Consider the following 13,723-nt stretch of genomic DNA (forward strand, 5'->3'; position numbering starts at 1 on the left):
CGGCATCAGGGGGACCGATTTTACGAGCAATGGAATCTGCATCAAGGATACGCAAAACTACGTCGCTTTTACAGTTATTGAGAACATCTATAAGGCTCGGAAGCGAATGTAGTGAACAATGTGCATTGGAATTCCGGCAGCGAGTCGATCGAGTCATTTATGCCGAATCCAACTACAATCAGTGGAACGGCTGGTATTACGACTTGGGCGTTTTCTTGACAGAGGTCCACAGCGAAATATCCCATACTTGCTGGGGTTCTTCGATTTTCAAAAATCGGCTTAGATGGAGGAGAATAAATTATGACTGGTTCAATTTTAACTGCAATCGGCAAAGCAAAATTAGCCCGTGCAACCTCTGAAAATCAGCTTGAGATTACCCATGTCGCCGTTGGTGATGGCAATGGCTCATATCCTGTTTTGACTGAAAATATGGTGGCGTTGGCAAACGAAGTTTGGCGTGGTACTGCTTCTACTCCAGTTCGTGATTCGTTGGCACCAAATACATTGATGTTTGAATCTGGAATACCAGTTGATGTTGGCGGCTTTACCATTCGAGAGATTGCTGTTTTTGACAGATCAGGTGTTATGATTGCAATCGGGCATGTTGACCCTGCACAGCAAATACCACTACCGAAGCAATCGAGTGGCATCCCTATGACCGTACGTATCCTTATTCTACTAGCAAATGCGACTGAAACAAATCTTATTCTTCAAACAGAAAAGATGGAGTGGCAAGCAGGGAAAGGTATGGAACAGGAGCAACTGGAGGAGCCCGTCACCCATGTAAGCCGCAGAAAGCTGCTGACGGCCTTCGGCATGGCCGGTGCGGCCTTAGCCGCGGGCAGCATACTCCCGGGATCGGTAGCGGCTTACGGGAATGAGGGTTTATCGGTTGCCGATACCGTATACGGTGGGGCTAACGGGAAGGGCAAAATTCCCCCGGGAATAGCGGCGAAGCTAACCCATAACGAGCTGGCAGGTCTTGATACGGCTGGAGCACATCCGGCGAGCGCGATTTTGGATTCAAGCGGGTTATCCCAGCAGCAGGTTAACGATTGCAATCGCTGTGTTGATTCCATTTCCGACATGCTGGCCATAATTTCACCGGAAAATGGTATGCGTGTTGCTGTAAAAGGTTATCATTCACCCGACATTTTTATTGAACTTAATCCGTATAAGGGTGGCGGCGATTTTATTTGGGATGCTACAAGTACATCTACAGCAAATGGCGGTACCGTTTTTCAAGTTGCTGGAGTTGCTACCGGTCGATGGATTCGATTAGATTGCTCTGAAGTTACAGTGGAGATGTTCGGCTCAAAAGGGGATGGCGTCTACGATGACCGGCCTTCATTCCAAGCTGCTATTAACTACCTGCACGGGCGCGGCGGCGGTGAGTTGGTTGTTCCAAAGCCTATAATAGAGTACCGCTGGAAATCCTATGATGCCACAAACTCCGCATGTTTAGTTATTCCTGCGCCAACACGAAGCATTTACCTAGATCCGATCTCTATTCGCGGTACGGCTAACTTAACGTCTATTAAAGTGGATTTAGGTCCAGGTGTTACCATTGAAGCCGCAATTCTATTGAAGGGCGGCGGTCTATATAAGAAATTTGAAAACTTATCGGTATGGGGCGGGGCAACCGCAACAGCTCCAAATTGTAATTATGTTCTCAAAGGTTCGGACACCTATTACCCGAATATGGCTATCCGCCAATGCCAATTCTATGTTGCGAAGAAAGACTGCGTTCGTCTAGCAACGTATGTGACATTGCTTGAGCAGCTTCAAACGGCTTATTCTCCACGTGGAATTGTTGTCGCAGGACCCGGGGTTAATGATTCAGGTGTATGTACTTCGGTGACATTAAATAGTTGCTATGCTTTAAACCATACGGAGTTCGGTTACTGGTTCGGTGAGTCCACCTATATGACTTTCAATTCATGTGCAGCAGATCACATCATTAATGACACGGGTAATGGTGTAGCAGCTTATCCGTACTATGTGGATATTGCCCGAGGTGTAGCCTTTAATGGTTGCGGTGCCGAAGGTTCTACTCGCATTATGAAAGTCCGTGTTGCACAAGGGTTGAATATTAATGGTTTTATGACATTATCAATCGGCAACGCCACAACTCCGCCAGACCACTTAATCCGGATTGACGGCGGTTCTTCTACCACAATCTCAGGGTTATGGAATCATAATAAGTTGGGTGCGACTTATGTATTATCGCTGGGGAATACATTCTCTGCTGAAAGCGTTACCATATTGGATCAGAGTATTTTTTCTACAGAAGTGACTTATTCCTCTAATTGGCGATTTGAAAATCCGATCAGATTCCTATTGAATGACTTTTCTAAAAAGACTCAGGATAACACGTTAACAAACACAGGTAATGCCACAACAAACACGACTAATCTAGTAAATTTAACAAAATTAGCTTACGATACGGAGTTAGTTCATGATGTAATTATTCGATTACCGTCAGGAGATTACGAAATAAACGGAACCGTTTATTTGTGTAATTCAAAAACCCGTGGTGTCGGCAGAGTTCGCTTAATTGGCCATGCAGATGGAACAAGCAGAATTGTGTTTTCTGGTAATGGGGGGATTGCATTTGGAATTCCAAGCCAACTATCTAGTGTCAACTTCACTGTGGAAAATGTAGAGTTTCACTTGGGGCCTGCGATTCATGCCAGTAATAAAGGCGTAATGTTCTATAAAGCAAATGTAGCATTTACAAATGCAAAAATTACATCAAACGATGGGGCTAAACAATACTATTCTGCCGGTCAGGCGACGTTAACTTTGGATAACAACTCAAGAATAATGACGCCGCTGTATGGCGCAATTGAGGTTGCTTACAGTTATAAAGCTGCTGCCGCCCCAACGAACAGCACAAAATTGCCGGCGGGAACTGTATTTAAAGCGTCCGATCCTAATTCAACTCGCATCGGTTGGATTAATACAGCAGACAATGGTGCAAGCTGGCTTCCTATGGTAGTCACTTAAGATGAAGCCCTTCGGGGCTTTTTTAACAGAATAGGGAGTTATAATGGATACAAGAATAGTGGTCGTATAAAGGATGTCTGAGGATGAATTCCAACTTATAGCAAGATGATGAACTTGAGTTACTCTTATTTTTCCAAATACTTCAAAAGGGTTATGGGACTTTCCTTTATCGAATATGTCAGTATCCGAAGAATCAAACAGGCGGAGCGCCTCCTTCTGACCATGGACGGCAGTATTGCCACCATAGCCGAACAACCGCCTACCCGAGCTACAGCGATCGGCAAGGAGTCGGGCTGGTAGTCGACTTCCATATGACAGTCGTCAACAAATCGGGCAAAAACAAGGAAGCGGCTTATCAAGTATTGCTCGGCCTGGTGAGCGAGAACGTACAGACGATGCTCAGTAAAGCCGGACGATTGTCTGTCCAGAACGACCCGGGCATCCGAAATGTATACGGGGCGGACAACGATTTGTTTAAGGGGAAAAACTTGCAGGCGATTTTAAAGTAACCCCGTCGCCGCTGCCGGAAGCATCCAAGTATGATCCAAAAATCAACGGCCTGCTGAACGAGGAAGTAACGAAGAGCGTCGTTATTGACGGAACCGATATCAATACGGCATTGCGAAACGGCGAAGAGAAAGCAAACAAAGAAGTAGTGGATGTTCTCAAGTAGATCTACCTATCGAACCGCCGAAGAGCAAGCTATCAAGAAGATCGCCGAAGCGATTCAGATGAAAAAGTAACGAATAGTCCCCAAAACAAATGATTTTGATTTGGGGACTTGACCCAGGTGTCGTTTTATATTTACTAATATGGTAATGCAGGAGGATAAATAATTCAGGCGCAATTTTAGCTGCAATCGGCAAAGCAGCTTCCACCAATCGGAATTGTCCTCGGATTCGAACAGGATGCGGATGTCGAACATGCAGCAGTATTTTCGAATCGCTTGTCCGGGGTCGCTATGAAGGATATGGGAATAATTTCCATGGAAGTCATCTCCGTTTTCATGAGCATTTGAAAATGGCCGATTTCTTTTGGATTATGACACGTATTTTTCCTTCCCCTATTTTAGCATAGGAATCGGATGCAGTTCATCCAAAAAATGAAGGGGGAGTACACTATGTTGAACGGCAGATGGATCAAGCTGCCCGCTGTTGTTTTAATCGCCGCGAGCCTTGCCGCTTGCGGGGGAGGCGCCGGAGGTTCTGATCCAGGCAGCAAGGCAAGCGTCGCGGAGCAAGGAGGGGAGGGAAGCGGTCCGGGAAAGAAGCCGTCCGGCGAACCGGTGGAAATTGTATTTTATTCAGATAACGGCGATCCGCAAGAAAGTTTCGAATACCGATATGGGGATCTTCTCCGTAAAAAGTTCCCTCAGTATAAGATTTCGTACATTCAAGCTCAAAAAGGAGCGTATTTGAACGATTTGCTGATGAATGGAACGAAGTTCGACATCTTCTACGCTACCATCGGCAATTTCGAATGGGCAATGCTCGAGAACGAACTTCAATTCGATATGACGGAGTTGATCAAGAAGCACAATGTTGATCTGAATCGCATCGAACCGAGTCTGTTGGAGGCTCTGCAGCAGATGCAAGGCGGCAAAATGTATGCCCTTCCGATCGCAACGGCCAATATGGTGTTGTACTACAACAAAGACCTCTTTGACAAATTCGGCGTATCGTACCCTACAGACGATATGACCTGGGAGCAAACGTTGGAGATGTCTAAGAAGCTGACCCGCAAAGAAGACTCCACGCAGTATTTCGGTTTTGCGACTTCTTTTCCGCATATAATCCGCATGAATCCGCTATCGATACCAAATGTGGACCTGAAGACCTGGAAGCCGACCATCCATACAGACGAACGTTGGAAAACATTTTTCAAGACGTTTTTCATTGATCCCGCACAGGATGCCGGGTATCAAGGCTACATGCAGTCGACGAATTCAATCCCCGGTTTGAACCAATTTGTTAAAGATCAAACCGTCGCGATGTATGCCTATTTGTCCAGTCTGATCTACGCGTGGCCGACGGAAATGCAATCGTTTAACTGGGATTGGGCGGCGTTGCCCCACTTCAAGGAAAGCCCTGGTTTCGGATCGCAATCCTATCCGTTCTACTTCGGCATTACGAAACGAAGCACGCATCCCGACGAAGCGATGGAGGTCCTGAAGTATATGCTGTCTGATGAAGTTCAGGCCTCGCTTTCCGGAAAGGGGATTATGCCTGCCGTCAAAACGAACGATGTGATCGGGAAATTCGGGAAAGAATCGCCGTTCCACAATCGGAGGATGCAGGCGGCGTTCCATAACAAGTTTGCGCCGATTCCGCCCAAAGCTGTCTATGACGCGAATATTGTCAACATCTACGTCAAATATGCCAATGCCGTACATAAAAATGAGATGGACTTGAATACGGCGTTAAGCAGAGCGGATGAGGAGGCCGCGAAATTTATTGCCGACTATAAACAAAAGTAGATGCTTGTTTGAAAGGGTGATGGGACAATGGGAATGGCGAAAGTGTTGTATGACCCGCAAAACAGGACGCGGAGCGTACGGAGAACGTAACGCTCTGAAGGAAAGAAGAACTCGAGAGGGCGGGCAGAGGGAGTGGGGAAGCGAAGCGTCCGCCTTTGAAATCTTGTGCTGCCCTTAGCCTACTCCGATCAAGAGCACAAGATTTCAACAGCGGTCGGAGCCCCTCTGCCTGCTCTCCCTATGCGCCAACTGAATGCCTAGGCCAAGAAGGACCGTCCGGGACCCGGACGGTTTTTTATTCCAAAACGACTCTCTCTTCCCCGACATGAAGCAAGTTGTGAAATTCCGCTTCGTCTTCCGGTTCGAAATCAATGCGCCAGGTGAGTGTCTCCGTTCGAAACGCCAAAGGTTTGAGGACGATTAAGCTTTTATCCATGGGAACTTTTGCGGTTTGAAGCCCTTCATATTGAACGGGCTTCCACCCTCTCGGAAGCTTCAAGAACAAATTCCCTGCTTCCCCCTTTGGCCGGATGCATACGCCGCTCAAATAGCGCCCGTTCGGATTCCACTCGAGCCGTTCGATTTCGACCCCTCCCTGGGTTACATGCATATCGGTCCCGATCAGCCAAGGATGCGGCCTCGACCTTGCTATTCGAAATACCCGGATATGATGGGGCGGCACCTCGACCTCGAGACGGTCTTTGATTTCGCCCAAATACATCTCGTTCCAAAAATCAAACACGGTGAAGGCAGGGCCGTGTTCCAATCCAAGTTTGTCCGGCGAGAGCTCCATTTTTTCGGTCGTAGGTTCGGTATTCAAGACGCCGATAACGTTCCATTCGTCCCAGCCCTTCCCGACCTTCAAATTGAATATTTTGGGCCAATCCGGATATACGGCGTCAAACAAGTCTGCCGGTTTTGCCATCTTGTTATATGGCGGAAGCGCCTTCTTGATCAGCGCAAGCCGTTCTTCGCCAATGGTCGAAATATCGTCCCCGAGCATCACGGGACCGCCTGATAAAGCAAACATGCTGACTGTGATCATCGCTTCGTTCAAAGGAATAGGCTTATCGATGGTCATCACATTAAAAGCGTCGTTATAATACAACTTCCGATCTGTAAAATAAGTGTTGGCCATCGTGGTCGATACGGTTCGAATCAAATTCCACGCATTGATCGTATACATGGCAGGGTATTCATTCATTCCTTTTATAAGCGGACGTCCTTCCCCGCAATCGGGAGCAACCCTTACAGCATCGACACAACCGATGTTTTGGAAGGTTGTTCCGGTCGAAGACAAAATATACGCATCCTCGCCTGCAGCTTCCCGGATCGTTTTCAAAGCCTCTCTGTACACTTCGGGGCCTTTCACCTTGGAGCGGTCGAAATAATCATCATAGAGGTAGTTCCCCGGGGTCGAGCCCGATCCCGCATAAAGAAAATCGATCATATAGTACCGGATTCCCAGCTTCTGAAAAAATTCAAAGGTTTGCTTCAAGAAGTCAGCCGTATCGGGATGACTTCCATCCAGGCAATAAAAGTCAACCCGTTCATCAGGCGGCAAATCCCCGGACATCCCGAACCTCCATCTGGAATAGCATTTGACGAACTCTCCTTGCCTTTTTAACAGATGATGCTGGTGTTCTTCGAACAGCGGACTCAACTTGTCCGGTATCCAGAAGGGAGCGACCCAAAAGCCGAGTCGTTGTCCGTTTTTCGCCAATTTGGATACAAGCCATTCGATATCGTGGGGGAACGTCGTTTTGTTAAATGTCGTCCAGTTTCCCGGCAGCATATGCTCTAAATTGCCGATGCTTACCCAGAAATTCGTCACATCAAACCCTTCGAGTCTCGTCTGGATGGCGGCGGAATTCTCCAGCACAAGTTCTTCGTACGTTTGTTGGGAGAAGCCGTCCCTCCAAGTCCATCCTCCGAGCCAGCCGACGGACGGTTTCGGGGCTATCCGGGGCTTGTAATAACGGCTCACCTTCGTTGCCCAATTTTCCAAAGACGCGTAAGGATCGTATGACCAATGGCACCCGATCGTTTCGGACTCGATTTCCAGATCCGGCTGAAGCTCATAATCATCGAAGTCGCAGTAACCATCGACATGAATCTTATTGTGGGACGTGCTGTATGCAATCTCCGTATTGATTCGGTCAAAGGTCATAAAGCTGCAGTTGAATGCAAGTTTTTGGGACCGGTTATACAGCAAACCGACAGTTTTGCTCCGGTGACAGTTGTTTTCCGAATAAAGCTTTTTCACAACATTATCGGTCACCCATGCCGTCTGACAAAGCGCCACCGTTTCCTCGGCTCCCTCGCCAAGATCAATATTGCCGCTCTCGTGCAATAGATGGCATTTCCCGAGCTTAATGGCTGTTTTCCCAACGTTTTTGATCCGGGCTTTTATGGTCAAGAAGCGTTCCTCTTCATAGAACCGGTACGAAATCGCAAACTTCTTCCCCGAACTTGAGGCGCCGCAATCGGCAACAAGTTCCGAGTATCGTCCATGCAGGTCTTGGCCTTGATTCATTTCGACCGAATCGGTTTTCTCCAGACAGCGGATCGGGGAGCCGTCCACTTCCCATACGAGCGAAAACGATTCCATCACCAAGCGTTGATCTGCGGTCATTGACCATGTTCCTGCAACGGAATCGAATGAAACGGCTCCGAATTTGTTACTTAACGGGTATAACATGCCTGCACCTCTTTTTTTATGGTTTTTGCGATGGAAGGGCTTCGGCCGATCTCCTTCCTGTTGCTGCAAGCCGTTCCGTGCCGCCAAAGATACGATTGAAACTAAGATGACCCATTTTGTATGGCATGGCGGGGGTGCCCTTCCTGTTTTTCTTATTATCTCTTGCTGTACGGTGCGGAAACAGCACAGATCGTCTGCTTTTATTGTTATATTGTCTTTGCTTCTCCGTGTGGGACTTCGTGCCCCGGTGAATGAACCGAGATCTTGCACAAAGGCAATGCAGCGGCAAATAAACGCAACCAAAACACAACTGGATATAAGCTTATATATTGCACTATCGGGTATCCGGATGAACGAAGAGACGCATCATCTCTATATCAACGCGGGAGACGTGGAATGGAAGGAAAAGTTGCAGTCGGCGCTGGAGAAGTCGCGGCCGTCGGCGCTTTTGTTCTGCAAACGATTACAAAATATCATGAAAAGCATAGAATTTATACATTGGACGATAAGGTTTCCGTGATTAAATGAGTTCAGTTCACACAAGAGGCCGGGGCGGGTCGCCTCTGGACGTCCGCCGAAAACATCGCTGGAGCAGGCGCTCGTCGTGCGGGAGCTGCTGGACGCAGTCTATGAATCGTCGGCAACAGGACGTTCGGTGGCTGTTCGCTCTGCCCTGTGATACCATCAATCCGGACGTTTCACGAAGGACGGGACGGGGCTTATACGAGACGATTGCCCGCTGGAGACGGGACGTACCGCAATTTGGCGGAATGGCTCGGCGAGCGGACATCGGACATCCCTAAGGGGCTGCCGCAAGCAGCCCTTATTAGAACCGAATAAGAGCGGTTCGCAACCTTTATTTTGTCTGAAACTCTAGAAGCTTTTCTTAAAAGCCGGAAAGAATGAGCTTTTCGTGAAACGAAAACTACCCACGCATTCCTACCCGCTGGTAGCACCATTCTTCAAATAAATCGGCGGAACTCCCCAATATTTGCTGAAAGCTTTCGAGAAGTTGCCGGGGTCCTTGAATCCGGTATCGGAGGCAACTTCGTATACTTTACATCCGGCTTCCAGACAGGCGCGTGCATGCAGCATCCGCCGCGACATGACATAGTCCGAGAAGGTTTGGCCGGTTTCCTTGGGGAACAGCCGGCTTAAGTGAAAAGGATGGAGGGCTACGCGACCGGCGAGCGTCTTGAGTCCCAGATCTCCATCGATTTCCTGCTCGACAATCGCGATGATCCCGCGGACCGCCGGATGGGTGGGCCGGCATGGAAGATTACGCGACGCATGTGCGGCATACCGCTCCGACAGACGCTGAAGCAAGCGCTCCCCCTGATCCGGATCAGCGATACCCTGGAGCTGCAGGATGTCGTCCGGGTCCGCTCCGAACACTTCACTAGGTTCCCAGCCGCAGCTTTCGGCCCGGCGTACGATTTGATGGCAGGCATACGACAGGTGAGAGCGCCAAGCATCGGAGGACGTTCCCGACATTTTGCCGCGCCACCAGGAAAGCGCCGTCTCCACAGAATCGGGACCCGGAGCGTCCCCTGCCGATATTCCCTTCATTCGCTCCTTGTTGGCGCCGGCTTGCGGGCCGCTGAGGGAAAGCTGTCGGCGCGGTTGATTGTCGCCGTCGTCGCTGCCGCTGTCGAAGCCGCCGTTCCTGCTGCTGCCGCGAACGGCAGGAGCTGCCCTTTTGGCCGAATGATGCGGTACATTCGGAACGTTCAGCAACAACTCGATCCGGGCGAATCCCTCCTCTTCCGGCGCTTCTTCCAGAAAAAGCCGTACAGCTCCGTTCGGACGGTCGTAACGCCATCCGCGAACAAGATTGGACTTCAGCCGCCGAGTCTGTTCGGTGCAGGGATTGCCGTCCACCGTCACCGCCACAGGTTTCGCGTTCAAGTGTACGATCAACTCGTAATTACGGTCGGCCGGCATGCCGTCGTACGATCCGTCACGTCTGGCTATTTGCAGAACGACCCGTTCCGGCGTTGCTTCGCATTCGATGCGGGTAACGGCGACCTGACCGTTCTCATAACCGAAGGACAATCCGTCGTCTTCATACATACAAAAAGAGCTGTTCCGGTGCGGGTACACCTCCAACGCGACGGTCGTCACAGGAGCTTGCCCGACGTAGTCCAGCACCGGCCACATCGGAATAATCGCTCCCGCCCGGACGAACAATAAACCGCCCGCCCGTTCGGGCGGATCGCATTCGAGCCATTGCGGTCCGCTGTATCGTTTCCCGGTCCAATAATCGATCCATTCGTCATCGGGCAAGTAGACTCGATTGCCGAACGCGACGACGAGCAAATATTCCCCAAGCATATACTGCTGCCGCAGGTTTCTGCACATCGGATCTTCGCCATAAGCGAGCGGCATCGCCCGCATGATCGGCATACCGGTGCGGTTGGCGACATGCGCGGCGGAATACAGATAAGGGATGAGCCTGTACCGCAGCCGCGCATAGATCTGCAACATGTCGAGCAGGTCGGGTTCCAGATAACTCGGATGCAGGAAATATTGGGAGCTGTGAATTCTTGCCCATGGCAGCAAAAATCCGGAGTGGATGCCTTCCTTCGAGATAAGTCTCATATTGGTCGTCGTGTTGGCATGTCCGGATAGGCCGTAATTCATCATATCGGTCATCGCGTGCGGGAGATTGTAGTACGTTCCCGACGATGTCGCGATATATTGCTGCATGCCGATGTAACCCCGCTCGACATGAATCATCGGCCGCTGCCCGGTATGCTCGCGAAATCCGCGGTACATCTGCTTGCCTGCCAACACGGCGTACAAATTGTGCAGTTGCGCGGAGTTCATTCCGTTCGCCCACTGACGGTCCGGATAGGCAGCGGCCGGACTGCAGACCGACAAGACGAATGCGGCGACGCCGTCGTCCACGAACGGTTTCAGGTGGTCGTACCACACCGGAAAATCTGCGGCCGGAATCGGAGCCGGCTCTGCTGCATTCCCGGCCGTGCGCCGTTCCTCCTCGGCCGTCACATCGTAAGTACACCTGAGGAACAGCGAGAATTTGAACCCCTTTCTGCGGAGTACGCCGAGAAACGTAACCCCGCGCACAAGATCGTGGGAGCTCATCGGAAACCGTTCCGCATGCCAGCGCTTGTGGAGGATGTGGTTGCCTTTGGATTCTACGGAATCCTCGCTTAAGCCGATCAAGTCGCAAGGGATGTTCAACTGGCGGAACTTCATCGCTTCATTTACCACTTCTTGCGCGTTCGACAGCTTCCGGCCGCTGTAGTTCAAGCCGTAAGCCCACATAGGCAGCAGCAAGGGCTTGCCGGCAACGCCGGTATACCGGTGAAGCAGCTCGGCCAGGCAACTGCCCGCAAACAGAAACAGATCCAATCCGGTTCCTTCACCCGAAATACGGAAGCGGTCTTCATCCGTGCAGCCGATATCGAACGAATGTCTCCGCGTCGTATTCATGAGCAGCGCCCATCCCCGCGTACTCATCAGGAACGGAATCGGAGCGCTCGATACAAGATGATCGTCTGCCCAGATGTCGCCCTTCCAGCCTCGGCGGTCGATCGTCCCGGAATCGATGTTGCCTAACCCGTAGCAAGATTCGCCTTCAACCAAAGCGAAGATAAGGTCGAACCTTTGTGTATTGCTGTCCAACGGCTGCTGCTGCGTGCGGAGCAGCTCCCGTCCGTTTGCCGCAACGAGGCGGAACTGTCCGTCTTCACCGTCGATGTGCAGCTCGGCCGAATCAGACGTTACGACGACCCGGCGGGAAGCGGCGGCGGGCACGGACCCCTGTTGGGGGCAGCGGATAATGTCGTAACGCACAAGGTCCGGTTCCGCAAACGTGCCATCTAGGTCGAACCGGACACGGAACGTATCCGGAGCGATCGTGTCAATCCGCATAGATCCGCCCGTCCCAAGCGTCATCTGTACCCCCGCATGTTCGTTCATCCCGTTTCCCCCTCTATTAGGACTGTTTGTATCGTGTCTAGGTAATTCCATAATGTTATCGTATCACATGAAAACTTCGTACATGGAACAAATGTTAGGAAAGAACATGAATTTGTTAGGAGGCGCCATGTTTTATTCCATGCATGTCATCTATACTGAGCTTGCAGTCCTATCCGCACACACGCTAAATGATCTGAAGGAGGAACGCCAAATGTCAACAAACAGGAAGCTCGCATCAAGCGCGCTATCCGTCGGCCTGGTATTTGCTATGTTGTTAACCGCATGTACAGGAGGAGGGGACCGGACAGACATGCCGGCAGGCGACACCGCCGGTCAAGGCGGTGAAGGGACCGGGCAGACGGCTTCCGATAAGCCGGCAGAAATCGTTTTCTATTCCTCGAACAACAATTCGAAGGAAAGTTTCGATGCGACTTACGGCGACGCTTTGCGCAAAAAGTTTCCCCACTACACGATTTCCTACATCTGGAGCGGAGCGCCCGGTAACAAGCTTCCGGAGCTGCTGGCGTCCAACACCCGCTTCGACGTGTTCATGCAGGCACCCGGCCATTATGAAGCGCAAGCATTTCCCGTCGATATCCAGTATGACATGACCGAGCTCGTGAAGAGGCATCAGGTTGACCTGAACCGGCTCGATGATACTTCGGTGGATTACGTGAAGACTAGCTCCAAAGGACAATTGTACTTTTTGCCGATCCAGCTTGACGCGATGGTGCTTTACTACAACAAATCGTTGTTCGATAAGTTCGGCGTCGAATATCCGACGGACGGGATGACCTGGGAGCAGATGATGGACAAAGCGCGTAAGCTGACGCGTACGGAAGGAGGCATACAATATTACGGATTCTCGACCGATGCGAGCACGATTCAGGGAATGAACCCGCTATCGCTTCCGCTCGCGGATCTGGCAACCGATACGCCGACGATTAACAAAGATGATCGGTGGAAACGCTTTTTTGAGCGATTTTACGATGAGCCTAGGAAGATGCCCGGTTATCTGGAAGCGATCAAGCAGGCGAAGGGAATACCGACGCTGCAACATTTCGTCAATAATCAGAATGTCGCGATGTTCGCTTATCAGTCGGGTCTGATGAACGTATGGACGGAACAATTGAAAGCGTTGAATTGGGACATCGTCTCCTTGCCGACGTTCCCTGAGCAGAGCAATACGGGCAGCATGGCCACGCCGCAATTGTTCGGGATCACGAAAATGGCCAAAGACAAAGATGCCGCGATGAACGCTCTCCATTATTTGCTCTCGGACGAGTTTCAGGCGGAGCTGGCGCGCAAGGGAATCGTGCCGGTGCTCAAAAACGGGGCGATCAAGGATCAGCTTGGCAAGCAGTCCGTATACGCGGACCGCAACTGGAAGGCGTTGTTCGTCAACAAGTTCGCTCCGCTTGCCGGCCGACCTGCCTATTACTCGCAGCTCAATTCCATCTATATCAAATACTTCAAACAAGCGGCCCTGGACGAAACCGATCTCAACAGCGCGCTGCGCCTGGCGGAGGAAGAAGCGGTCAAGGCGATTGCCGCCTTCAAAGCAGGAACCCAATAGTAAAGATGCCAAC

General features: G+C 50.7%; 8 protein-coding genes. 6 read left to right on the top strand and 2 right to left on the bottom strand.

Annotation, left to right across the window (positions count from 1 at the left end):
• The first annotated feature begins 300 nt into the window (after window positions 1-300).
• From PV433_RS20785 to PV433_RS20800, 4 genes are all read left to right on the top strand, one after another.
• Window positions 301-3,009: a phage tail-collar fiber domain-containing protein gene (locus PV433_RS20785; RefSeq protein ID WP_332073970.1), complete on the top strand. Its 2,709-nt coding sequence runs from the start codon at window positions 301-303 to the stop codon at window positions 3,007-3,009.
• A 108-nt stretch (window positions 3,010-3,117) separates the two neighbouring features.
• The gene (locus tag PV433_RS20790) at window positions 3,118-3,309 is read left to right on the top strand and encodes a helix-turn-helix domain-containing protein (protein ID WP_442951555.1); all 192 of its coding nucleotides are present in this window, start codon (window positions 3,118-3,120) and stop codon (window positions 3,307-3,309) included.
• 11 nt (window positions 3,310-3,320) lie between these two features.
• Window positions 3,321-3,518, top strand: a complete 198-nt coding sequence (locus PV433_RS20795; RefSeq protein WP_332073971.1) for a hypothetical protein — start codon at window positions 3,321-3,323, stop codon at window positions 3,516-3,518.
• Between the two features lie 611 nt (window positions 3,519-4,129).
• Window positions 4,130-5,485 (top strand): ABC transporter substrate-binding protein, encoded by a 1,356-nt coding sequence (locus PV433_RS20800; RefSeq protein ID WP_332073972.1) that lies wholly within the window; start codon window positions 4,130-4,132, stop codon window positions 5,483-5,485.
• 295 nt (window positions 5,486-5,780) lie between these two features.
• Here PV433_RS20800 and PV433_RS20805 read toward each other — a convergent pair whose 3' ends face one another.
• Complete coding sequence (locus tag PV433_RS20805; protein ID WP_332073973.1) at window positions 5,781-8,120, bottom strand: hypothetical protein; 2,340 nt, start codon at window positions 8,118-8,120, stop codon at window positions 5,781-5,783.
• A gap of 462 nt (window positions 8,121-8,582) precedes the next feature.
• Between PV433_RS20805 and PV433_RS20810 the strand changes: the two genes are divergently transcribed.
• A complete protein-coding gene (locus tag PV433_RS20810; protein WP_332073974.1) occupies window positions 8,583-8,714 on the top strand; it encodes a hypothetical protein in 132 nt (43 codons plus the stop codon).
• 411 nt (window positions 8,715-9,125) lie between these two features.
• Here PV433_RS20810 and PV433_RS20815 read toward each other — a convergent pair whose 3' ends face one another.
• On the bottom strand, window positions 9,126-12,134 hold the full coding sequence (locus tag PV433_RS20815) for a TIM-barrel domain-containing protein (RefSeq protein ID WP_332073975.1): 3,009 nt from the start codon (window positions 12,132-12,134) through the stop codon (window positions 9,126-9,128).
• Window positions 12,135-12,345: 211 nt separating this feature from the next.
• Between PV433_RS20815 and PV433_RS20820 the strand changes: the two genes are divergently transcribed.
• Window positions 12,346-13,710 (top strand): ABC transporter substrate-binding protein, encoded by a 1,365-nt coding sequence (locus tag PV433_RS20820; RefSeq protein WP_332073976.1) that lies wholly within the window; start codon window positions 12,346-12,348, stop codon window positions 13,708-13,710.
• Window positions 13,711-13,723: the final 13 nt, after the last annotated feature.

This window comes from Paenibacillus sp. GYB004, assembly GCF_036577605.1.
Taxonomy (GTDB): domain Bacteria; phylum Bacillota; class Bacilli; order Paenibacillales; family NBRC-103111; genus Paenibacillus_AB; species Paenibacillus_AB oceani.